This window comes from Limosilactobacillus avium, from assembly GCF_947381485.1.
Classification (GTDB): domain Bacteria; phylum Bacillota; class Bacilli; order Lactobacillales; family Lactobacillaceae; genus Limosilactobacillus; species Limosilactobacillus avium.
Genome location: NZ_CANCWN010000014.1, coordinates 12,550 through 36,500 on the forward strand (window position 1 = coordinate 12,550; position 23,951 = coordinate 36,500).

Here is a 23,951-nt window from a genome sequence, read left to right on the forward strand (position 1 = left end):
AACCGTTCAGCCTCTAATTTTGATCAGGATTTGCTAAGTAGTAACCAACACCCCGCCGGGTAATCAACCATTGTGGCTGACTTGGATTATCCTCAATCTTTTCACGAAGCCGCCGGACAGTAACGTCTACCGTCCGGACATCACCGAAGTAGTCGTACCCCCAGACGGTCTGCAGGAGGTGCTCCCGGTTGATGACCTGACCAATGTGTTGGGCCAGGTAGTGGAGCAACTCGAACTCCCGGTGGGTCAGGTTGATATTTTCGCCCCGTTTAGTAACGGTGTAGGCTTCGGGGTGGATAGTCAAGTCGCCGACCTTGATGTCGCTGTTCTTATCCTCTTCCGCCGGGGCCTTCAGCGTGGCCTGCCGCCGCAGGTTAGCCTTAACCCGGGCAACCAATTCCCGGTTAGAGAACGGCTTGGTGACATAGTCGTCGGCACCGAGTTCCAGGCCGAGGACCTTGTCCAGTTCCGAGTCCTTCGCGGTGACCATGATGATTGGCATTGTGTGCTTGGCCCGCACCCGCTTGGCAACTTCCAGGCCGTCAATCTTTGGTAGCATTAGGTCCAAGATAATCAGGTCGGGGTCCTCAGACTCAACCTTTTCCAGGGCTTCCTCGCCGTCAAAGGCAACGACGACCTCGTAGCCTTCCTTTTCCAAATTAAATTTTATGATATCTGAAATTGGCTTTTCATCATCAACAACAAGAATTTTCTTCGCCATATCAATAGTCCCTCCGTTGGGTATAATTGATCAAAAATTTAAAACCTTCATTATTAAGCTAGCTCAATTATAGCACAGGTCCCGAAAACTTTTTTAGCAAAAGCCGTTGACAATTCATAGTATTGATGGTAGATTAATAAAGTACCTTGTTAAGAGGTCATGGGCAGTTAGCTCAGCTGGCAGAGCAACGGACTCTTAATCCGTGGGTCCAGGGTTCGATCCCCTGACTGCCCATCAGAGGTTTACAGAGATTGAGGTTTCCTCAATCTCTTTTTTTGTTTTCCGGGAGGTATTGATGATGGCACAAAAGACGGTCCTTAGTGAAATTCAGGTTACTCTCGACGTAATTGGTGGCAAGTGGAAGCCGTTGATTCTCCACTACCTGGAAACCAACGGGACCAGGCGCTACAGCGAGATCCTTCATTACCTGGAAACGGCGCCAAAGAAGACCTTGACCGCACAGCTAAGGGAGTTGGAAGCGGCCGGAATTATTAGCCGCAACGTCATCCCCACCGTCCCCGTCCAAGTTGAATACGCCGTGACCGCACACGGCCAAACCCTCTTTCCCATCCTCGATGTCATGTGCTCTTGGGGCTATATCAACGGAAAAGGCTACGGTATTAAGCACCGCACCTGTGAATATAGTGAGGCTACTAAGCAGGTTAAAGAGGAACGGCTGCGCAAGCTCAACCAGCTCTACGCCGCTGACCACCACCCCACCAACCAGGGTACTTCAAAGTAACCTGGGAAATAAAAAGTGCCGTCTTGTCGACTCAGCACTGGTTAACTATCATGAAAAGTGTAGTTTAACTAGTCAGATTCGAAAGGACGGCTTTTCTTATGAAACAAATTAACCTCGGTGCAACCAGTCTGAAGATCCCGGCAATGGGACTGGGGATCATGCGGATGGAAGCTAAGACCCCGGCCGAAGCGGCCAAGGCGGTCGACACTGCTTTTGATAACGGCATCAACTTCATCGACTCGGCTGATATTTACGGTCAGGGCAAGTCGGAAGAAGTGCTGGGCCAGGCCCTCAAGCTGTCAAATGCTAAACGGACGGACCTTTTCATCCAATCTAAGGTCGGCATCATCGTTGACCCGGCCCGGAGCAACGGTAGCTTTGTCTTCGGCAGCCGCTACGAATTCACCAAGCAGCACATCCTGGAGGCTGTTGATGGGGTCCTGAAGCGGATGGGGACCGACTACTTGGATGGCCTCCTCCTCCACCGGCCAGACCCGCTGATGGACCTGGACGGCATCAAGGAAGCCTTTGACATCCTCCAGGCCAGCGGTAAAGTCCGCTTCTTCGGGGTCTCCAACTTCAACCCCCAACAATTTGCGATGGTCCAGGACAGCATCACCCAACACCTGATGTTTAACCAACTGCAGTTTGGCCTGAAGCACACGGGGATGATCGACTTCGGGATCAATACTAACATTGCTAATGCCGATGGAACCGACCACGACGGCGGCCTCCTCGACTACTGCCGGCACCACCACATCACCATCCAGGCCTGGTCGCCATTCCAGTACGGGAATTTTGAGGGCACCTTCATCGACAACCCGGACTACCCAGAACTGAATAAGAAGCTTGGTGAACTGGCCACCAAGTACGGGGTTGGTAAAAACGCCATCGCTGCCGCCTGGGTCCTCAAGCACCCGGCCCAGATCCAGTTGATCATGGGGACCATGAACCCGGCCCACATCGCCGACAGTGCCAAGGGCGCCGACGTCGACCTGACTAACCAGGAGTGGTACGACCTCTACCTGGCTGCCGGACACCAACTGCCTTAATTGAGGAGGAGTCATAATGTATCAAGCTAACCCCCACCGCTACCAACAGATGACCTATAACCGGGTTGGCAAGAGTGGCCTCAAGCTCTCCGCCATTGGTCTGGGCTTCTGGCACAACTTCGGTAGCGTTGACCCCTACGAAAATCAGAAGGCCATCGTCCACCAGGCGTTTGACCTCGGAATCACTTACTACGATCTCGCCAACAACTACGGCCCGGTCCCCGGCAGTGCGGAGGAAAACTTTGGCCGGATCATGGCCACCGATATGAAGCCCTACAGAGACGAGATGATCATCACCAGTAAGGCCGGCTACGAAATGTGGGACGGCCCATACGGCAACTGGGGATCGCGCAAGAGTATCATCGCCAGTGCCAACCAGAGCCTCAAACGGCTCCAACTGGACTACGTAGACATCTTCTATTCCCACCGGCCAGACCCGGCGACGCCAATTGAAGAGACTGCTGAGGCTCTCGACCAGCTGGTCCGGGAAGGCAAGGCCCTCTACATTGGAATCTCCAACTATGATGGTGCCCAGACCGCCGCGATCACCAAGGTCTTTAAGGACCTCCACACGCCATTTATCATCCACCAGCCCCGCTATAACATGTTTGACCGCCACATCGAGGGTGACTTGTTACCGGTGCTGGAGAAGGAAGGTAAGGGCGCGGTCTGCTTTAGTCCCCTGGCCCAGGGGTTATTAACCAACCGCTACCTCAACGGCATCCCGGCTGACTCAAGGGCTGCCAAGTCGACCAGTCCCTTCCTCCACCCGGATCAGGTTGAGCAAACCATCGATACCGTCCGGCAGTTGAACGAAATCGCCAAGCAGCGGCACCAGACCCTGGCCGAGATGGCTCTGGCCTGGGACCTCCGCCAACCAGTGATGGCATGCGTCCTGGTGGGCGCTAGTCGGCCAAGTCAACTGGTTGACAACGTTAAGGCCCTCAATAACCTCAAATTCACCGCTGACGAGCTGGCCGCCATTGACCAAGTGCTCGCCAGTCAACAATAACCGCATAATAATTAAGGCCACCGCAGGAAAACCGCCGGTGGCCTTATTACTATTTAAATTGATCGTGAACATACTGGGCATAGAGTGGCGTGCTCTCCAGCAATTCCTGGTGGGTGCCGACGCCCGATACCGTCCCGTGTTCGATAAAGTAAATCTTGTCAGCATCGACAATCGTACTCAGCTGGTGGGCAATCACCAGGGTGGTCCGCCCCTGCATCAAGTCGCCAAGGGCTTTTTGAACCATTGCCTCGGATTCAGCATCCAGGCTGGCCGTGGCCTCGTCGAGCATTAAGATCTTGGGGTCACGGAGGAAGGCCCGGGCAATCGCAATTCGCTGCCGCTGGCCCCCGGAAAGCTTGATTCCCCGCTCCCCAATTTCTGTTTCCAGCTGGTCGGCCATTTGAGAGACAAAGCCATCGGCGTACGCCATCTTGAGGGCCCACCAGAGTTCATCATCACTCACCGACCGGCGGAGTCCGTATGTCAGGTTATCCCGGATGGTGCCCGGCATTACCGCGGCATCCTGGCTGACCAGACCGATTTGTTCCCGCCACTTGGCCAAGTCGAACTGATCAATGTCTTCATCGCCCAGCAGGACCTTACCGGCAGTCGGCTGGTAGAAACGTTCAATCAGGGAGAAGATGGTCGTTTTCCCACCACCAGACGGGCCCGCAAAGGCGATCACCGCGTTGGGTTTCGTCGCAAAACTGATGTCCTTGAGAATCGGCTTACCGGGCTCGTAGGCAAAGTCAACGTGGTCAAACTTCAGTGGCTTTGCCGCGATTTCCTGTTCGGTCTTGTCGCTAACAAATTCCTCGGGTTCGGCCAGCATCTGCTGGATTCGTTCGGTGGCCCCACTTGTCTTGGCCATGTCGGTAAAGAGCTGGCTGACGATGATTACCGGACTGAAAATCTGGAACAGGTACATCAGAAACGATACCAGTGCCCCCATGGTAATCTGGTTGTTCATTACCCGAATGGCCCCATAACCGAGGACCAAAAGGAACATTACCATCATCATCATGTTAGTAACCGGCAAGGTGACGGAATTGACGATGGCTTCCTTGGCCCCAATCCTGTAGAGGTTGCGAATGCGCTGGTTTCCCCGGGTAAGCTCGTGCTGCTCACCATTTGAGGACTTGACCAATCGCACCTCTCCGAGCACGTCGGTGGAGTCGCTGGCGAACTTAGCCAGCTTATCCTGGCGGATCCGACCGATTCGGCGGGACCAATTCATAATTGGCATCATCACCAGGATAATCAGCGGGACGGTGACGAACATCAGGATGGTCATCCTCCAGTCCATCGCCAGCATGATGACCAGGGCGCCGACAAACTGGAGGATTGAGGTCATCGCGTTGGGGAAGGTCGACGCAAGGAGTTCCTTCACCTGTGAGGTATCGTTGACCAGCCGGGAGCTGATTTCCCCGGTCTTGACATTGTCAAAGTACTTTACCGGCATCTTAAGCAGCTTCTGCCACAACTGTTTCCGCAGCTTGGCCACTACGTTCTCACCAAAGATCCCGAGCAGGACTCCTGAAACGGCACTGGTAATCAGTCCAGCAATAAAGATAACCACCGTTAAGATTGCCAAAGTTGGGCTAATACTACGGAAATTATTGATCAGCCGCTGGGCCAGTTGCGGCACAAACAGGTTGGCCGCTGTCGAAATAAAGCCCAGCAGGACCCCGACCACGAGCCGCCCGTATTTCGGGTGGAGGTGGTTGATCAGTCCAAAGAACTCACGAAAATTGAACTTTTTCCTTGGCATTTTGTAAGCCTCCTAACAATTAAGTATCTAACTGTTTTAAACGACTTACATTAAAACACATAGGCATCTAACTGTCAACAAGATAATTTACTTTTCTAGGTCCCGGTTAATTTTCTTCATCGCCGTCACCATTGCGTCGATATCTTCTTCTCGCAGATGATCCACAATCTGTGAGTAGGCCTGGTCAAAGACCGTCTTGATTTTCGCCGTTTTGGCGACGCCGGCATCTGTCAAGAAAATCCGCTTGATGCGGGCTGATTCCTGGTCGTTTTTCCGGACAATATAACCGGCCCGTTCAAGATTCTTCAACATGCTGGTGACGCTGGCGTTGCGGAGGTGGAAATAGTCACCGATTTCCCGTTGAATCAGGCCAGGCTTTTTTTGGATGTACAAGAGGGTCCGGGCCTGTTGCGGTGTTAGGTCTAGTTGTGGCGAAAGGCTAATGTAGAAGTGTTGCATGTTAATCATGTAGGTCCGCAACAGGCGGTTCATCAGCTCAAAACGCTCTTTTTTGCTGGTCATAAAATTACCCCTTACTTTAGAATTTATCCTTACTATTAGCTTATAACAGTTAGATACCTAAGTAAAATACGAAATAATTTTAAAAAGGCCTTGCAAAAAAGGGGAAAAGTTGATATTATAATTTGTGTTGTCAATATGACATGGGCAGTTAGCTCAGCTGGCAGAGCAACGGACTCTTAATCCGTGGGTCCAGGGTTCGATCCCCTGACTGCCCATCACTAAGCACTCGTTTCGGCGGGTGCTTTTTTTGTCACCAAAAAAGGTGCCAGTCCTCGGCAAGGCCGAATACTAGCACCATATCACTATTATTTTTCATCCAACAAGCGCTGCCGGGCTTCCTTGAGCTCCGCTGCCTCCTGTTCGTTCAGTTCTGGGTACGAGAGGGGCAACTTTTCAATCCGCTTGGTGATAATGTCTGAAACAATCAGGCGGGAATACCACTTGTCGTCCGCCGGGATAACGTACCATGGGTTCTCCTTCGTGGCGGTGGCGTTAATTGCCTTCTCGTAGGCCGCCTGGTACTGGTCCCAGTACTGGCGTTCCCGAATATCCGCCGCCGAGAACTTCCAGTTCTTTTCCGGCCGGTCAATCCGGGACAAGAACCGCTTCTTCTGTTCATCCTTAGAAACGTGCAGGAAGAATTTCAAAACAACATAGCCGTTACGGGTCAGGTACTTCTCGTACTCACGGATATCCTGGTAGCGTTTCTCAAAGAAGTGGTCATCCACGTCCTTTAAGGAGTAAATGCCAGGGAGGTTGCTATTCAGGATAATTTCAGGGTGGACCCGGGACACTAAGACATCCTCGTAGTAAGACCGGTTGAAGACCCCGATGTCCCCACGAAGGGGCAGCTCCCGGGTAATCCGCCAGAGGTAGTCATGGCGCAGTTCCTTAGAAGTGGGCTGCTTAAAGTTGGCGACCTTAAAGCCAACCGGGTTAACTCCCGAGAAGATGTGGGCAATCATACTGTCCTTCCCCGCGGCATCCATCGCTTGGAAAACGACCAGGACGCTGTAGTGCCGCCGGGCGTACATCTTCTTTTGGGCCTCCCGGATCCGCTTCAGATTCTTCTTAACCTGCTTCTTGATCTTCTTCAGCTCATCACTTGAGTCCGTAACAAAGGTCGGCGCCTTCTTAATCTTAAAATCATTACTGGTATACCGATACTGTTTTGTGTCCATCGCAATTCCTCCTTTTCCGTCTTCCTCAATCATATACCAAATAGCCGTCACCCGGGTAATTATATTTTTTTGTTGACAAAAAGTAACTAACTCGGTATAGTATAGCCAAGTTTAGAAACGAAGGGAGTAATCATTATGACTAACGCAATTTTTGCCAAGGCTGCTACTTGTTGTGCATGTTGTGCGAACGCCAACATGCTATTTGCGTTACCCTATGATTACTCAGCGGGAAGACGGCAAAGTTAACAACAAGTAGCTTTTCCGTTTTAAATATTTTCCAAGTAAGAGTTCTCAGAGTGCGCGCACTGGGAACTCTTTTTTTGTTGCTAAACGAATTGCGGAATTATGTAAATTAAAGAAAGAGAGCATTAAAAATGCAAGCACTACTTATTATCATCATCGCCGCCGCCATTATGGCCGGCATGATTTACCTCCACCGTCGCCACTGGGGCTTTAACAAGCTCGTCTTCTTGGCCCTGGTCTTGGGAATCATCGGTGGCGCGGCCATTCAACTAATCTATGGTCCCACCAGTAAAACCGCCACGACGGCCATCGATTGGATCAACATCGTCGGCAACGGCTACATTGCCCTGCTACAAATGCTGGTGATCCCCCTGGTCTTCGTTTCCCTCGTGGGCGCCTTCACTAAGCTAAAGAAGCAAACGAACCTGAAGAAGATGACCACCAATGTCTTGGGAATCCTCCTTTCCACCACCGCCGTGGCCTCCTTCATCGGGATCATGAGTGTCCTGGCCTTCAACCTCCAGGGAGCTAGTTTCATCAAGGGGATGGCGGCCAACTCGACGGCCATTGACGCCATTAAGACCCACCAGGCAACATTAAAGGGTTTGACCCTTCCCCAACAGATCACCAACCTTTTACCCACCAACATCTTCGCTGACTTTGCCGGCACCCGGTCTTCCAGTACCATTGCCGTCGTAATCTTCTCCCTGATGGTCGGGGTGGCCTTCCTGTGGCTCCGCGATAACCAGCCGGATGAGGCCCGGATCTTTGCCAAGGGAATCGCCGCCCTGCAGGCAATCGTCAGCCGCCTGGTAAAGATGGTCCTTGAGTTAACCCCATACGGTATTTTCGCCCTGATGGTCAAGGCCACCGCAACCAGTAGTTTTGCCTCCATCGCCAAGCTGGGCACCTTCATCGTCGCTGCCTACGTGGCCATTGCCGTAATGTTTATCGTCCACACCATCATCCTGCTGGTCAACCGCATCAACCCGGTTGCCTACTACAAGAAGGCTTGGCCCGCCCTCATCTTTGCCTTTACGTCAAGGACCAGTGCCGGTACCCTGCCGTTAAACGTCAAGATTCAACGGGACTCGCTGGGGGTTAGTTCTTCCATTGCTAACTTTGCGGCCAGCTTTGGGCTGACGATTGGTCAGAACGGCTGTGCCGGAATTTACCCATCAATGGTTGCCGCAATTATCGCCCCAACTGCCGGAATTAACGTCTTCTCCTGGCAGTTTATCCTGACCTTGATTGCCATTGACGTCATCGCTTCCTTTGGGGTTGCTGGCGTCGGTGGTGGGGCCACCTTTACGACCCTGATGGTCCTCGGGACGTTGAACCTGCCCGTTGCCATCATGGGAGTCTTAATTGCCATTGATCCAATCATCGATATGGCCCGGACCGCCCTGAACGTCAACGATTCCATCCTTGCCGGGGTCGTAACTGCCAAGAACATGGGTGAGCTGGACCACGACAAGCTGGCTGACCAGTCCAAGATTGTCGCTAATGAACTATAATTTCCCGGGAAATATTTCCAAATATTGCACCCAAAAAAGAGGCACGGCTGATTGTCGTGCCCCTTTTTCAGGAGATACTTAGTTTATAAAAGGAGAAGTATTAAATGTTTTCTGGGTGACGTTGGATGTAAACAACCTTCGTGTCAGTGCATTCAAGGATACCGTGCATACCATCAGAACCACCGATACCAGATTCCTTAACACCAGCGTGGTAACCTTGCATAGCTTCGAAGTAGTTCCGGTTGACGTAGGTTTCACCGGCTTGAATTTCGTTAACAGCGTAGGCTGCCCGGTCAAGGCTCTTGGTAAAGATACCAGAGGTCAGGCCCATCGTGCTGTCGTTGCACATGTCAACGGCTTCTTCAAGGGTCTTGAAGGTCATAACTGGCAGAACTGGACCGAAGATTTCGTCTTGGATAGCAGAACCATCCTGCTTGACATTGGTCAAGATTGTTGGTTCGTAGAAGAAGCCCTTGCCGTCAACTGGCTTACCACCGGTAACAACCTTGGCACCTTCCTTAACAGCTTGCTTTACTTGGCTGTCAACCTTCTCAAGGGCGGCCTTGTTGATCAGTGGACCCATGCCAATCTTAGGGTTCTTAACCGTGTCGCCAACAGTGATCTTCTTAACAGCAGCAGTCAGCTTTTCCATGAATTCGTCAGCAACGTTTTCTTGGACGTATACCCGTTGAACGTTGTTGCAAAGTTCACCGTTGTTGTCGAACCGTGAGTTGATGATGTCGTTAACGGCTTCGTCTAAATCAGCATCGTCACAAACAACAGCTGGAGCGTTCCCACCTAATTCAAGGGAAACTTCACCAACGTGGTCAGCTGCGGCAGCCATGATCCGCTTACCAGCGCCAACAGAACCAGTCAAGCTGGCCATGCCGATCTTAGGGTTCTTGGAAAGTTCGTTCCCAACAACCGAGCCTGGTCCAGTAACAAAGTTTACAACCCCGGCTGGGATACCAACCTTGTCACAGAGCTTAGCAAATTCAAGGGCACCAATTGGGGTGTCAGAACTTGGCTTCAATACGATGGTGTTACCAGTTACCAAAGCTGGAGCCATCTTCCGGGCAATCAGGAAGAATGGGAAGTTCCAAGGCAGGATTCCGGCGATGACACCAATTGGCATCCGCTTCAGCAGAATTGTCTCATCCTTGTTGTCGGATTGGATAACTTCACCCTTGTAAGTCCGGCCAGCTGCTGCCATGTAGTCAAAGTAGTCGGCAGTGAAGTTTACTTCAGTTTCAGCAAGTGAACGAATCTTACCTTGTTCAACTTGCAGATTCTTGATCCATGGTTCTGGGTCCTTCCGAATTTCTTCGGCCAGCTTGTGGAGGTAGGTTCCACGGGTTGGTGCAGGTACCCGGTGCCAAGTCTTTTCAGCTTCCGTAGCGGCGTCAATTGCTTCACGGGTTTCTTCAACCGTGGCACTAGGAACGGTCCCTAAAACAGATTCATCGTTTGGGCTGATTACAGTAATCTTCTTGCCTGAATCTGTGTCAACAAATTTACCATTAATGTACATCTTGTAGTGTGGTGTAGCCATTTTATTGCTTCCTTTCAAGCGTACTATCTAATGCCTTAAACCAACTTTACTGGGCAAATTATTCGCCTGGCTTGTAGTCCTTGTCGATGATCAGAACTGGCTTGATGGTCTTGCCAGATACAGAGTCAGCGTTGGCTTCGTTGATTTGGTCGAAGTCGTAGAACTTTTCGGTCTTGTCGAAGTCGAACATGCCGAGCTTGTAGAATTCAATCAGACGTGGAATGTCAACTTGTGGAATTGAGTCACCCATGTTAACACCAACGATTGTCCGGTCAGCTGGGCAAAGGTCGTTCCAAGTGTTAACGTCGATGTGTTGAGCAGTAACGGCAATGGCAGCCAGAACACCACCTTGTGCTAAGGCTTGGATAGCGTCTTGCATAACCTTAGTAACACCAGTGGTATCAACGATGTAGTCAACACCCTTGCCATCGGTCAGCTTTTGGATAGCCTTAACCATGTCTTCGTCGTTAGTGTTGATAGCGTCAGTAGCACCCAATTCCTTGGCGAGGTTCAGCCGTTCTGGAACACGGTCAATTGCGATAACCTTCGTGCAGCCAGAAATCTTACCAGCCATCATAGCAGCCAAACCAACGGCACCAGTACCAGTTACGGCAATGGTGGAACCTGGTTCAGGCTTCAATGTGTTGAAGACGGTCCCAGAACCAGTTACGTAACCACAGCCCAGAGGTCCAAGCTTCCGCAGGTCAAGGTCCTTAGGTACCTTAACAGCGTTCCGCTCACGAACAACAGTGGTGGTAGTGAATGATGATTGGTCAAACATGTCATCAACTTGGTGGCCATCTTCAGTAAAGTGGGCACTGCCGTCAGGACGAACACCTGACAGGTTGTTAGCAGCGTAGTTCAAGCACTTCGTTGGCTTACCCTTCAAACAGTTGATACAGTTACCACAGCCATAGAATGACAGGATAACGTGATCGCCAGGCTTGAAGTCCTTAACTTCAGGACCAACCTTTTCAACAATCCCAGAACCTTCGTGTCCTAAGATAATTGGGTAACCAATTTCGGCATCACCCTTACGAAGGGCTTCATCGGAGTGGCAAATACCAGTTGCGACCATGTGAATTTGCAGGTCGTCAGCTTGCATATCAGCCAATTCAACGTCGTCACGAATATCAAACTTTGCACCTTTCTTATCTACAACAGCAGCTTTGATTTTCATAACAATACATCTCCTTAGATATATCCAATCGCTTTACAATGTTTACACTATCACAAAGTTTGATAATTTTTAGTTTTTCAAAAATGAGAGTTTTATTATTTATTGTTACACGCCTACTCATAGTATGGGTTAGGGCAACCTAAACTTGTGAAACTTTTTACTTGTCGAATGAAAAGGTTTTCATACGATTGTCGGAAAAGTTATAAATATAAGACAAAAAAAGCAGGTAAAGAATATTATTTCCTTACCTGCTTTATTTTATTTTAAATCTTGTTCACTGGGCGTTTGGTAAGCATGTTTGAGCTTACCAATCTGGTATTCACGACCGTTGTTGACGATGAACTCGTCAACCGCCCCACAGTGGACGCAGCGAACCACGATTTGGTAGCGCTGGGAGTCATCATTGTTGGTGGCGACCCAGTTCCGCTCCGCAATCACTAGTGGCCCCTGCTGACACTTATAACAGGGCAGGGCCAACTGCCGGTCCTCACGAAAGCCGTCCCCGGTTTTCCCGACCAGGCCGAAGCGGTCCTCACCGTGAACATTATCGAAGTTGTTATAAAACACCACGATCACTTCCTAGAATTCTTTAGTCGCCTGCCGTTTCAGCTTGGCAACCAGGAGGATAATAAGTTCAACAACAAGAATTGACGCCGCACAGATCACAAAGAGGACGTGGTAAGAAGCCGCGCCGATCACCAAGCCACCAAAGAGGGGCCCGAACGCCTTACCGAGCGAGGAGTAGGCATTCAAAATTCCCTGGTACTTCCCCTTCACCGCGACGGGCGAAAGGCTGTTTACAATTGCCGGCATCGTCGGGATGGCCGTGGCCTCCCCAATCGTCAGGACCACCATCGCCAGGATAAACCAGGCGTAGGTCTTGGCAACCAAGAGGAGGACAAAGGACAGGGCAATGGTGAACGTCCCGATGTAGACCAGCATGTAGGGGTTGTTGTACCAGCGGTTGATCCAGGAAAGGGCCAGCTGGGCCAGGACAATCAAGATCCCGTTGATGGTCCACAGGAGGCTGTACTTGGTCATCGAAATCCCCCGTTCGGTCATGAAGACGGAGAGGTTACTGGACCACTGCTCGTACATCATCCAGATTACGCAGAGACTAATGAAGAAGGTCCAGCAGACCCACAGGTTGGCCTTGGGCATCTTGGCTGCCCGCTGGTCCCCCGTAATGTCGACCGTCGGCGTCTCCCCACTAGTCTTGTCGTCCCCATCCTTAAAGTGGACAAAGACGATCAGGATGAAGATGAGGTAGAGGACGGTAGTAATCGTAAAGAGGGGCGCAATGTTACCGTGCGCGTACTGGTAGAGGGGCCCGACAATCGTGGTCCCAATCACCATCCCCAGGTTATTGGCAAAGTAAAGCATGTTGAAGACGTAGCGCCCATCCTGGCCCGTCCGGGTGGCGTAGGAGTTGATCATCGTCATAATCCAGCCGTTGAAAAAACCAATGGCAGTCAACAGGAAGGCGTAGATTGGCCAACCGTTAAAGAAGATCATCAACGCGATCACGATGGTTGCCACGATGGAACCGTTGAGCAACAGGTGGCGGGGGTTATAGCGGTCAAATAAGAGCCCACTGATGTAACTCCCAACCACGTTTGCCCCCGAGTAGAAGAGCAGGATAATCCCGGAAACGGTCAGCGACTCGTGCAACTGCTCATGCATATAGATAGTGGTGAGGGGCCAGACAAAGCTGTTGCCAATGCTACTGATGAAGATTCCAACCAGCAGCCACTTCAGTTGAACCCCGTTCTCTTTTTGCATCCGTGACATCTCCTCCCGATTGCAAAGAAAAGGCTGGAAAAAACACCTTTTCTCTAGCCCTACTTTCTCCGTATATTCATGCTGGACAAATAGTTATCATTGGTGGTCTTCCGGAACGTAGGCCACCGACGCAAACTTGTTGTACGACTTGGCAAACAGCAGCTTGACCGTGCCCCGCGGACCGGACCGGTTCTTTTCAATAATGACTTCGACTTCACTGACGTTAGCAGCATCATCGTCATCCTGTTGACCAGGGCCACCACCCTGGTCCTCATCATCGTCTTCATCGTGCTCGTAGTAGTCGTCCCGGTAGAGGAAACTAACGATATCGGCATCCTGTTCGATCGATCCGGATTCCCGGATATCGGACAGGACCGGCCGCTTATCTTGTCGCTGTTCCACTCCCCGTGACAGCTGGGAAAGGGCGATCACTGGGACCTCTAGTTCCTTGGCCAGCTTCTTGAGTTGCCGCGAAATTTCCGAAACTTCCTGTTGCCGGTTGTCGGGGTTGCTCCCTTCAATCAGCTGGAGGTAGTCAATCACGATCAGGCCCAGGTTACCCTGTTCCTTAGCCAGTCGCCGGCAGCGGGCCCGGATTTCGGCCACCTTGATCCCCGGCGTGTCATCGATGAAGATTTGGGCATTCGACAGGGTCCCCATGGCCATGTACATGCTTTCCCACTCCTCGGGCGTCAGCTGCCCGGTCCGTAGGTGGTTCGCATTGATGTTGCCTTCCGCACACAGCATCCGGTTGACCAGGGACTCGGCCCCCATTTCCAGGCTGAAGATGGCCACCGAGGTCCGTTTACCCTCGTCGTCCGTCCGGGTGGCGACGTTCTGGGCGATGTTTAGGGCAAAGGCCGTCTTCCCCACCGCGGGCCGGGCCGCGATGATGACTAGTTCGTCCTTATGAAGCCCCGTGGTCATCTCATCTAACTGCTTATAGCCGGTCTTGAGCCCCGTCACGTCGGTCTTTTGCTGGGAAAGCTCATCGATGTGGTTTAAGGACTCATCAAGGACCGTGTTGATCTTCTTAAAGTCCGACTGGTTATTGCCCTCCGAGACCCGCATGATGTCCTGTTCGGCGGAGTCGAGCAGGTCTTCAATTCGTTCATCGTCGGCGTAACCCTTGTTGATGATCTTCGTGGCGGTGTTGATCAACCGCCGCCGGGTCGCCTTATCATGGACAATCTTGGCATAGTAGCTGACGTCTCTAGCGGAGGGGACGGAGGAGGCCAGTTCCGCAATGTAGGCCGGGCCGCCAACGTTTTCCGTCTGGTTGTCCTTAGCCAGGGCACTGTTCATCATGATCGGGTCGATCGGCTGGTCATCCTCATAGAGGTCAACCATTTTTTCAAAAATCAACTGGTGGGCACGCTTGTAGAAGTCATGCGGCTCCAAGTATTCCATTGCATCCGCCAGCGCGTTTTTACTTAAAAAAGCAGCTCCAAGAACTGCTTTTTCTGCTTCAATATCGCGCGGTTCTTCTTGCATTGGTGCATTATCCATGGCGATACCTCTTTTGTCTTAACAATTTACCAACTACTTTTCGGCAATGTGAACCCGAATTTCAGCAGTTACTTCTGGGTGCAGCTTGATTGGCACGTTAACGTAACCAAGGGCCTTGATTGGGGCGGCCAGTTCAATCTTCCGCTTGTCAATCTTAACCTTGTACTGCTTTTCGAGGGCCGTGGCAATCTGCTTAGTGGAAATCGAGCCAAACATCCGGCCATCGGTCCCGGCCTTCCCGCTCAGTTCAACAACCGTCTTGTCATTTTCCAGGACCTTCTTAACCTTCTTGGCCTCGGCAAGTTCTTCGGCCGCGTGCTTTTCTTCGGCCCGCTTTTGGCCGGCTAACTGGCTCATTGCAGCCTTGGTAGCCTGCTTAGCCAGGCCCCGCTTGATCAGGTAGTTTTGGGCGTAGCCGTCTGGAACTTCCTTGACTTGGCCCCGCTTACCGCGTCCACGAACATCTTGTGTAAAAATAACCTTCATGTCTGTCACTCCTCTGTTTCTTCTGTTTCATTAACCGGGTCCTGCTTCAACAGGCCCAGCAGTGTTTCCTTAACTTGGGCAATCGTCTGGCCACTAATCTGGGTCGCCGCGTTGGCGAGGTGGCCACCGCCGCCCATCTTCTCCATAATTACCTGGACGTTAAAGTCGCCCATTGACCGGGCCGAAACGCCAATCATATTGCCCGACCGGAGGGTAATTACAAACGAAGCGTCCACCCCCGCAATCTGCAGGAGCATGTCAGCCGCCTGGGCCGCCGTTACCGAGTCGTAGTAACGGTCCTCTTCGCCGGCACAGATGGCCACCGAGTTGCTGATCTCCGCCCGCGCCAGGAGGTGGTTACGCTCCATGAAGCTGTGCGAGTCCTCCTTCATAAAGGCCTGGATCATCATCCCGTCGGCCCCCGCCGAACGCAGGTAGGAGGCGGCATCAAACGTCCGCGTCCCGGCGCTCTTGGTAAACGACTTCGTATCGATCTGGATCCCCGTCAGCATCGTGGTGGCCTCGAGCTTGTTCAGCCCCTTCCCTTCACGTGGCTGGTACTCGAACATCTCGGTGATCAGCTCACAGGTTGAGGAAGCGTACGGCTCGATGTAGACCAGCAGTGGGTTCTCGGGGAACTCCTCGCCCCGCCGGTGGTGGTCAATGATCACGAGGCGGTTTTGCAGCTTCTCAAAGAGGGCCGGCGAGATCGTGATACTTTCCTTGGCGTGGTCCACCATTACCAGCAGACTGTTGCTGGTCGACTTGTTGATGGCCGCCTCGGGGGAAATCACGTGGTCCTTGATTCCCTGGTAGTTGTCGATTTCCCGCATCAGCCGGCGAATGTCGGAGTGCTGGTGCTCATCATCGACTACGATCCAGCATTCCTTGCCGTTCATCTCAGCAATCCGGCGGATCCCCAGGCAGGCACCCAGTGAGTCCATGTCGGGGTTCTTATGCCCCATGACAAAGAGCTGGTCAGCCTGGCTGATTAATTCCTTGAGGGCCTGACTAATCATCCGTGCCCGCACCCGGGTCCGTTTCTCCATCGGGTTGGTCTTCCCACCGTAGAAGCGGGCCGGCTTATCCTTAGAACGGACAACTACCTGGTCGCCACCCCGGCCGAGGGCAAGGTCCAGATTATTCTGAGCCGTGTCGGCCAGCTTGACCAGGTCGCTTTCCCCGTAGGCAATCCCGACACTCAGGGTCACCGGCGAGTTGCGTTGGGACGTGTTTTCCCGAATCACGTCCAGGATCTTAAACTTTTTCTTTTCCAGGGCCTGTAGTGAAGCCTCGTGCCCGATAATCAGGTAGTTATCATCATCAATGATTTTCATCAAAAGGTGGTTGGCGGTCGCCCACTTGTTAATCTCCGAGGTAACGTAATTATGGAGGTTGGAGACCGCGGAATCACTCATCCCCTGGATCAACTCATCGTAGTTATCGAGGTAGATATTCCCGAGGAAAATCTGTTCCCGTTTAAACTGCTTACTGATCTGTTCATACTTCGTGACGTCCATCAGGTAGACCACGTGGTTCTTGTTCTGGACGAGAAACTCAAATTGTCGTCCCTGCCACGATACGACCTGCGCTTTCTGGTCATCCGCATGCTGCTGAACCAACTGCGCGAGCTCCTGATCGACCTCGGCGAGTGGCTTGCCAACTACCCGCTTCAGGCTGAAATACCGCGCCATGTAAGGGTTGATCCATTCCACCGCGTGCTGGCGGTTAAGAATGATCATCCCCATCGGCATCTCTAAGAGGGCCTCTTGCTGGCCCTGCTTAATCTGGTATAGCAAGTGATTCAGGTACTCATTAGCGTCAATGACGAGCCGGCGCAGCTGCTTCACACTGGTCAGGCCGCCGACGAGGGCGATTACCAGCACAACTACCCCAACTAGCCAGTTAAAGATAAAGGCAAAACATAAACTAATAATGGTTAATAATAGCAAATAGCAGACATTCCAGCGGACCGCTGGGTGTTTAAAATAAAACAGCCAGGTTTCACGACTGAAAAACTTTTGCATAGTAATCCTCCCAAAAAGGGCCCAGTTAGCCCATTTTTTTCTTGGATAATCCTATCATATCACATCAACCGGGGACTCGTCTTGGCTTAAAAATCGACTGGTCGACTAGTCCCTCTACTATTAGTATATTACTAACTAGAGTAAAATTATTAAGGAGACGCTCAGACACATAGTATGGAGGAAAAATGACCCAGAAGCTTAGTCATCACCAATTTAATATTCTCATCGTCATGTTCGTTTTGATCTCATTCATGCTGGGCTGTAACGAATTTATGGTTGTCGGTAACCTGTCCCTAATTGCGGGCACTTATCACGAATCACTAAGCCAAATTTCCTGGCTGGTGGCGGTCTTTGCGTGGACCTACGCCATCGTGACCCCGCTGGTTGCCCTGGGCACCAACCACTGTAATAAGTACTACCTGTTGGTCGGGATGCTGCTGGTCTTTTTGGTGGGGACGATCCTGAGTGCCTGCTCACCCACCCTAAATATTTTCCTGCTTTCCCGGGTCATTACCGCGTCGGTCGCGGGGATGATTGAGTCGGTCCTTTCCGTCATCGTTTACCAGCTGGCTAAGGACCCCAAACAGCGGTCGATGGCGGTCGCCTATATTTACACCGGCTTTAGCCTGGCCTCCGTGGTCGGGGTTCCGCTGGGGACCATCATTGCCAACCACTGGCGCTGGCAGGACGCCTTTGTGATGGTAGCGGTGGTCACGGCGGTTGCCACCCTGCTGGCCTTTATGGTCCTCCCGCGCAACCTGCCCGGGGAGAAGGGGAATTTCCGTGACCAGCTAGTCCTACTGAAAGACTACCAGATATGGTGGGGCATCTGCTTCGTCATTTGCGCGGCGGCGACTCTCTACGGCTACTACACCTATATCCGGCCCCTGATTCGGCAAACCCTCCACTTCAGCGCCAACCAGCTCAGCCTGATCCTTCTCATCCTCGGGGTCGTTGATATCTTTGCTAACCAGGCATCGGGAAGGATTGCCTCACGGGGTGGCTTTCGGACCCTCCGCCCGGTCTACATTATCAACCTGGTCTTACTGACCCTCTTCAGCACGCTGATGGGAAACCAGTGGACCGGGGTCCTGCTCTTAATCTTGCTGGGCTTCACCGTTGCCATCTTTGGGTCCCCAATTCAAGTGTTCTTCTTAGACCTCGCCACCACGCGGTACCCGTCAGCCGTGATGTTAGCCTCGACCCTCAGTGCAATTTTTTACAATGTTGGGATCGCCCTGGCGGCTATGAGTGCCGGTCAGGTTTACCGCCACTGGGGACTGACCGCCCTGGGCTGGAACTCGCTGGCCTACTGCCTGGTCGCCACCATCCTGACCTTCGCATTGGCGCGGGTTAAGCGGCGGTGATGAAAATTGCAACGCAGTCACTCCTATTGTCTCCCGAGATTTCTATTAATAATAGTGAAAAAAGCAACCCTCAAGAAAAACTCGAGGGTTACTTTTTCATACCGTCACATGAGAAATAATGCGGTTAACTTATTTAATAATTTACCAACACAGCTTGTCTTTAGTACTGCTTCTTAGCAGCAAGGCCAAAGCCAAACATCGCAGAAGCTGCACCAAGGATAATTGCAGCCAAGGCGCTTTGACTGCCGGTTTGTGGCAATTTACCTTGCTGAGCGTTTTCTTCTGAAGCAGGGGCAACCTTAACATGATTGTCCATAGTACCGCTTTCACTTGGCAAAAGAACTGTAATTCCGTTCTTTGACGAATAGCTATTACTGTTACCAGTAATTACACTTGTTGTGGCGTTACTATGACTGTTTTGTGCAGTCGTAGCAGCTTCTTCGGCCTTAATTTGAGCAATTTTATCTAAAATTGGTTGATTTTCCTTAGCGTGTTGAGCTTGGAGTTGCCGCTTGTAAGCATTGATTTGTGCTTGGGCATCAGACTTAATTTTAGCTAATTTTGCTTCGTGATATGCCTTTAGCTGATCTAACTTAGCATCCAGTTGCTTACGTAATTCAGCAACTGAGGTTGGCTTAGCATCAATATCATGGATTTGACTGTCGTAGGCTTCCTTAGCGGCCTTGAATTTAGCTTGATAATCAGCGTTTTCTTTATTTACCTCTGCGGTATAGCCATCATTAACATTCTTTAATTGATTCTTGAGCTTGGTAACTTCTGGTGAGTCAACGCCGGTTGAAACTCCAGCCAAGTTCTTAATGTCATTATCACGGGTTGCCTTTAAGGAAGTTAACTTGTTTTGCGCTGCTTTCAAGGCATCAGTATCTTTTTGATAGGTTTGCTTTGCACTATCTAACTTATTCTGTGCTTGCTTCAGTGCCTTTTGGGCATCAGAAAGTACCTGCTTGGTGTCAGTCTTAGTATCGACTTTTGATTGTAAGTCTTCAACTTGTTTTGTTAATTGATCGACCTTCTGTTGAGCAGCGTCAACAGCTTTTTGGTCCTTAACTAAGGTACTGTTTTGAGCATCAGCTTTGGCTTTATTCAAGTTGTTTTGAGCAGTCTTTAATGAAGCTTTTGCTTGATCATTATCGCTCTTAGCTTGATTGTCCTTTGCTTGGGCGTTTTGAACAGCTGTTTGACTCTTAGCAATCTGGCTTTGCAGGGCACTGATTTGTTGGGCGATGTTATCGGTTGGAATAGCAATTTCCTTAATGTTTTCTGGTAAGTTAGCTTTAGAGTTAGGATCTATTCCCTTCCAAATATATCCTTGATTAGCCATATTTTGCAATTGTTGGGAAGTCTTATCAGCAATCGAGTCGAAGTGGAAACCACCAACATTAACTTGGCCCCAGCCTTTGTCACCTTTACCATAATCAAAACCGACCCCAAGTCGTTCTGTGTTAGGAGTCCGTAGACCAAGGATGTCAGTAGTGTGGCCATAATCTTGTTCAGCATCCTCGAACAATAAGCTAACGAGAGCATCATATACTCCTCGATAAAGATCGTTGAGTGTTAAGTTGTCATAATAGTGAACAAATAATCCATCATCTTGTTGCCATTCTGGTTTGGAGAAGGAAATGTCTCCTGCCCATGATTCACTGACGTTATCAACGCCCCAGTTATTAGCAATTTTGCCTAACAGAGCGGTGTCATGGCCAGCGCTAGTCCACATATTCCATTTGTCGTTACGATAGCCATTTTCAACATCTTGAGCAATATCAATAGATGCATTAGTAATGGAGAATGGCACAATGCCAAGTTGTTTACGTAGTGGATTGATTAATTGAGCGGCAAATTGAGTAGCCTTAATAATGTCGTCCCGGGATAAAGTACCGTTGGCATTCAGAACAACCTTAACTTGCTTAGCGGCTTCATTGTCATGGTAAACGTTTAGTTCTTGAGCTTCCTTGTCAAGCTTGCTCATCTTATTCCACAGTTCTGGGTAATCGTTTTTAGACAATACATAGTCAGTACTCTTCTTTTGGCTCAAGTATTCCTTCCAGGTATCGATATAGCCCGCTGGTACGGTAATAACGTTACGTTCTTGTAAAGCTTTTAACTGGGCTTGTTGACTTTGCAGTGTAGCTTGAGCTTTTTGTAAGTTTTGTTGAGCAGTACTGTAAGCTTGGTCAGCCAAATCGGCTTGTTGCTGAGCTTCTTTGACCTTATCTTGTAAGGCCGATAGTTGCTTAATAGAGTCCTTGTGCGCCGCTTGGGCTGCTGCTAATTCTGTTTGTGCCTTTTTCAATGCGTCCTGAGCAGTTGCCTGCTGCTGCTTTAAATCAGCTAATTTCTGTGCATCTTTAAGTGCATCTTGGGCGGCGGTTAATTTTCCTTGCTCCTTCTTAACGTCACTTTGGGCATTAGTAACATCAACTTGGTCCTGGTTAACCTTTTCTTGTAAGTTATTAACGTTAGTTTGAGTATCGTTAATTTCACCATCAATTTTCGCCGTCGCGTTAGCTACTTTTTGACTCTGCTCTTTTTGTGCTGCAGTTTGATGACTCTTGATTTGGTCATTAATCTTAGCAGTTTGAGTATCATACTTGCTCTTTAATTGCTTCAAATTTGCTTGGTGAGAATCATTAAGCTTTTGCTGGTCCTTGGCGAACTGTTTTTGTGCAGCTTGACGTTGCTCCTGTTGTTGCGCTGGCGTTGTGATGTGTGCTTGAGCATCAGCTAAGGTCTTCGCATTTGCAGCTTTTTGCTTAGTTACAGCATCAGAATAGCTTGCGTTTTCCTTGGCAGTCGCGTCAGAGGCAGTTTTATTAACTTTAGTAGTCTCAGTTGCAATTGCAGCTTGATCACTACTTGCTTGAGATGCCTTTTGATTTTGTAACTGATTATTCAGTTGATCAATTTGGGCATCAGCGCTTTGTTGATTACTAGCACTTTGGGTGGTTGCTACTTGTGGTGCATCAGCATCCGCATGGGCAACATTTGTTGAAACCGCACCGACTGCGGCCACTCCCCCGACTAATGCAACGGATTTTAAAACCTTAGACTTATTTAACTTCGCCATTATATATACTCCCCCTAGAATTACTTCCTAAACGATAGATAGCTTATGGATTTCCCAATCTTTTCCATAACTCGCCAACCAAGACTCCCATTTCCCGGTTGCCAAATTATAGAAAAGTAGGATTTACAATTATTAGCATACTTCTAAAGGGCCAAAGATGATCGCCTTTAGGTCCGAAAAAGCATTTTCCCCGTGCTTGAATGAAAAAGAGTAACCTAGAACTGAAAAACAGACACCTATTTTTCAGTATTTTTTAATTTTTTGCTTGGGATGCCAACATGGTGCTGGACCCCCTAATATTACTAATTTATAGTAAATAATAGAGTCATAGGGGGATTATCTAATGTTAAAAGTATTCATTCTGGAGGACAATTTACAGCAATTGGCTGAGCTCCAAACCATAACCAAGCAGGTGCTAGCCAAGCTAAACATAACGGATTCACTGGTGTTTCCCTTTAGTTCAACTTCACGCCTGACCAAGGCCCTACCGGAACCCAGCTTGGACAACGTCTTTATCCTGGACCTGAGCATCAACGACAACAAACAGGCCGGTCTCCAGCTCAGCCAGCTGATTCGTCAGGTCGACCACTTGGCAACGATTATCTTCATCACCGTCCACGACGAACTCCTGCCAACCACCTATAAGTACCGTGTACAGGCCCTTGATTTTATCTCCAAGGATCATGACAACGTCGCCCATGAACTATTGACGGATTTTCACCTCATCGCCCAGCGGAAGCAGGAAGCCAAAACAGACGTCTTTAGTTACCGCATCTACAACCAAACGCAGACAATCCTGCTTGACGATATCTGCTACTTCAAGTCCAACAACGGTAATACGCATTCCGCGACCATTTACACTATCGACCACCGAACAATTGAAATCCACCAGAACCTCCACGAAATCGGCAAGGCCGACAAGCGCTTCTTCCGGGTACACCGCAGCTACCTGGTTAACGCCGTCCTCCTCTTTATCACCTTCCGGTCGCTCCTCCTCATCTTCCTTCTTTTGCTAGTCGTCCCCTTAATCATCTACTTCTTCGTTACCCACCGGCAACAGTCCTACACGTTTGTCGCCAGTAACTACATCTTTGTAACCATGACCCTCTTTATCGCCATGGCAATTATTGGCCCAACCGTGATCGGCATTTACGGCCACTTTTCTCCCCAAACAGCGGTAATCTTCAGTAACTGGGGTGGTGACTTTATCGTTATCGTTGAAGGCCTGGTCGCCTACGCCCTGTTAAAGCGGTTTGTGCCCACTTACCGGCGGTACATCCAGGTGGTTATTCACCAGCGCCCCCTCTTTGCTTGGCTGGTAAACGTGGTCTACGCTAGCTTTCACTTTATCCGCTTCGGCTACCACATCCAGGTCATCAAACTGCCGACGCCCGTTTACGTCCTTGTTGCACTGGGATACTTCCTGCTGGTACTAGCGACGGTAAAGGTCAGTGCCAATTACTTTAGTTACTACGACTTGACGGTTAACCAGGCGGTCGAGCTTAGGAACCTCCAAACTTACACTAGCCATATTGAGGCGATGTGTGATGACCTCCGGCGCTTCCGCCATGACTACAAAAATATCCTGTTGAGTCTCCAGGATACGATCAAGAACGGCACCATTGACCAGGTCCGGAAGATGTTTGACCAAATCGTCCTGCCCACCAATGACAACGTCGAAATCCGAACCGCGGTCCTGGGGCACATCGCCAATATCGAGGACTTGGAAATTAAAAGCCTCGTCTACAGCAAGGTAATGGCGGCCATCAACAAGCAAATTGATGTCACCGTGGAGGTGGTCGACCCCATTAAACTGTCCGCCGAGGTGGACACCGTGGACGTCCTCCGGATGATCTCCATCCTCCTCGACAACGCCGTCAATGCCGCCCTATTATCCGCAGAAAAGAAGGTCAATTTCAGCTTCTTCACCAAGGATGGCGCCCAATACATCGTCGTCGGCAACTCAACCAAGCAGGCACAGATCGACCTGCAAAAGCTTGCCGGCAACTTTAACGGCCTCACCAGTAGCCGACATTCACTGGGGCTGCGTAACCTCCGGATCCTACTCGCCAAGTACCCCTTCATCCAGCACAATTCCTCGTCCAATCACCACTGGGTTGAACAGGCACTGATTATCCACCCACAAGGAAAGTAAACAGCAACGGGCTCCGGCGTCCAAAGTAATTTCTGGACGCCGGAGCC

At 50.4% G+C, this 23,951-nt stretch carries 18 protein-coding genes and 2 tRNA genes; 8 read left to right on the plus strand and 12 right to left on the minus strand.

The window, feature by feature from the left end:
- Nucleotides 1–13: 13 nt before the first annotated feature.
- Entirely contained in the window at nt 14–721 is a 708-nt protein-coding gene (gene yycF / locus QOS01_RS05825) for a response regulator YycF (protein ID WP_283621505.1), read from the minus strand.
- A 161-nt stretch (nt 722–882) separates the two neighbouring features.
- Here yycF and QOS01_RS05830 point away from each other — a divergent pair.
- The 4 genes from QOS01_RS05830 to QOS01_RS05845 all read left to right on the plus strand — a co-directional run bounded on the left by QOS01_RS05830 (nt 883) and on the right by QOS01_RS05845 (nt 3,527).
- Nucleotides 883–955: transfer RNA gene (locus QOS01_RS05830), tRNA-Lys, on the plus strand.
- Nucleotides 956–1,016: 61 nt separating this feature from the next.
- Entirely contained in the window at nt 1,017–1,463 is a 447-nt protein-coding gene (locus tag QOS01_RS05835; protein ID WP_283621506.1) for a winged helix-turn-helix transcriptional regulator, read from the plus strand.
- Nucleotides 1,464–1,561: 98 nt separating this feature from the next.
- Nucleotides 1,562–2,515: an aldo/keto reductase gene (locus QOS01_RS05840; protein ID WP_222258346.1), complete on the plus strand. Its 954-nt coding sequence runs from the start codon at nt 1,562–1,564 to the stop codon at nt 2,513–2,515.
- Between the two features lie 16 nt (nt 2,516–2,531).
- Nucleotides 2,532–3,527: an aldo/keto reductase gene (locus QOS01_RS05845; RefSeq protein ID WP_222258345.1), complete on the plus strand. Its 996-nt coding sequence runs from the start codon at nt 2,532–2,534 to the stop codon at nt 3,525–3,527.
- Nucleotides 3,528–3,576: 49 nt separating this feature from the next.
- On the opposite strand, the gene QOS01_RS05850 is transcribed toward QOS01_RS05845, so the two are convergent.
- Nucleotides 3,577–5,298: an ABC transporter ATP-binding protein gene (locus QOS01_RS05850; RefSeq protein WP_283621507.1), complete on the minus strand. Its 1,722-nt coding sequence runs from the start codon at nt 5,296–5,298 to the stop codon at nt 3,577–3,579.
- A gap of 87 nt (nt 5,299–5,385) precedes the next feature.
- Nucleotides 5,386–5,820: a MarR family winged helix-turn-helix transcriptional regulator gene (locus QOS01_RS05855; protein ID WP_222258343.1), complete on the minus strand. Its 435-nt coding sequence runs from the start codon at nt 5,818–5,820 to the stop codon at nt 5,386–5,388.
- Between the two features lie 142 nt (nt 5,821–5,962).
- Here QOS01_RS05855 and QOS01_RS05860 point away from each other — a divergent pair.
- Nucleotides 5,963–6,035 (plus strand) — tRNA-Lys (locus QOS01_RS05860).
- Between the two features lie 90 nt (nt 6,036–6,125).
- On the opposite strand, the gene QOS01_RS05865 is transcribed toward QOS01_RS05860, so the two are convergent.
- Entirely contained in the window at nt 6,126–7,001 is an 876-nt protein-coding gene (locus tag QOS01_RS05865) for a PPK2 family polyphosphate kinase (protein WP_222258342.1), read from the minus strand.
- Between the two features lie 374 nt (nt 7,002–7,375).
- Here QOS01_RS05865 and QOS01_RS05870 point away from each other — a divergent pair, with 374 nt between their 5' ends.
- Nucleotides 7,376–8,761 carry an L-cystine transporter gene (locus QOS01_RS05870; protein ID WP_283621508.1) on the plus strand — a complete coding sequence of 462 codons (1,386 nt, stop codon included), beginning with the start codon at nt 7,376–7,378 and terminating at the stop codon, nt 8,759–8,761.
- A 100-nt stretch (nt 8,762–8,861) separates the two neighbouring features.
- Here the strand turns inward: QOS01_RS05870 and aldA are convergent, their stop codons facing one another.
- The 7 genes from aldA to QOS01_RS05905 form a co-directional block, all read right to left on the minus strand.
- On the minus strand, nt 8,862–10,313 hold the full coding sequence (gene aldA, locus QOS01_RS05875) for an aldehyde dehydrogenase (protein WP_047769613.1): 1,452 nt from the start codon (nt 10,311–10,313) through the stop codon (nt 8,862–8,864).
- Nucleotides 10,314–10,371: 58 nt separating this feature from the next.
- Nucleotides 10,372–11,493, minus strand: coding sequence for an NAD(P)-dependent alcohol dehydrogenase (locus tag QOS01_RS05880; RefSeq protein ID WP_283621509.1), 1,122 nt, complete (start codon nt 11,491–11,493; stop codon nt 10,372–10,374).
- Between the two features lie 258 nt (nt 11,494–11,751).
- Nucleotides 11,752–12,060 (minus strand): hypothetical protein, encoded by a 309-nt coding sequence (locus QOS01_RS05885; protein WP_283621510.1) that lies wholly within the window; start codon nt 12,058–12,060, stop codon nt 11,752–11,754.
- A 12-nt stretch (nt 12,061–12,072) separates the two neighbouring features.
- Nucleotides 12,073–13,275: an MDR family MFS transporter gene (locus QOS01_RS05890; RefSeq protein ID WP_283621511.1), complete on the minus strand. Its 1,203-nt coding sequence runs from the start codon at nt 13,273–13,275 to the stop codon at nt 12,073–12,075.
- A gap of 96 nt (nt 13,276–13,371) precedes the next feature.
- On the minus strand, nt 13,372–14,784 hold the full coding sequence (dnaB, locus tag QOS01_RS05895; RefSeq protein WP_283621512.1) for a replicative DNA helicase: 1,413 nt from the start codon (nt 14,782–14,784) through the stop codon (nt 13,372–13,374).
- Between the two features lie 33 nt (nt 14,785–14,817).
- Nucleotides 14,818–15,270, minus strand: coding sequence for a 50S ribosomal protein L9 (gene rplI / locus QOS01_RS05900; RefSeq protein ID WP_222258337.1), 453 nt, complete (start codon nt 15,268–15,270; stop codon nt 14,818–14,820).
- A 5-nt stretch (nt 15,271–15,275) separates the two neighbouring features.
- Nucleotides 15,276–17,297: a DHH family phosphoesterase gene (locus QOS01_RS05905; RefSeq protein ID WP_283621513.1), complete on the minus strand. Its 2,022-nt coding sequence runs from the start codon at nt 17,295–17,297 to the stop codon at nt 15,276–15,278.
- Between the two features lie 185 nt (nt 17,298–17,482).
- On the opposite strand from QOS01_RS05905, the gene QOS01_RS05910 reads away from it, so the two are divergent.
- Nucleotides 17,483–18,664: an MFS transporter gene (locus tag QOS01_RS05910; protein WP_283621514.1), complete on the plus strand. Its 1,182-nt coding sequence runs from the start codon at nt 17,483–17,485 to the stop codon at nt 18,662–18,664.
- Between the two features lie 160 nt (nt 18,665–18,824).
- Here QOS01_RS05910 and QOS01_RS05915 read toward each other — a convergent pair whose 3' ends face one another.
- Nucleotides 18,825–21,749 carry an SEC10/PgrA surface exclusion domain-containing protein gene (locus tag QOS01_RS05915; RefSeq protein ID WP_283621515.1) on the minus strand — a complete coding sequence of 975 codons (2,925 nt, stop codon included), beginning with the start codon at nt 21,747–21,749 and terminating at the stop codon, nt 18,825–18,827.
- 343 nt (nt 21,750–22,092) lie between these two features.
- Between QOS01_RS05915 and QOS01_RS05920 the strand changes: the two genes are divergently transcribed.
- Nucleotides 22,093–23,904: a LytTR family transcriptional regulator DNA-binding domain-containing protein gene (locus QOS01_RS05920; RefSeq protein WP_283621516.1), complete on the plus strand. Its 1,812-nt coding sequence runs from the start codon at nt 22,093–22,095 to the stop codon at nt 23,902–23,904.
- The last annotated feature ends 47 nt before the right edge of the window (nt 23,905–23,951 follow it).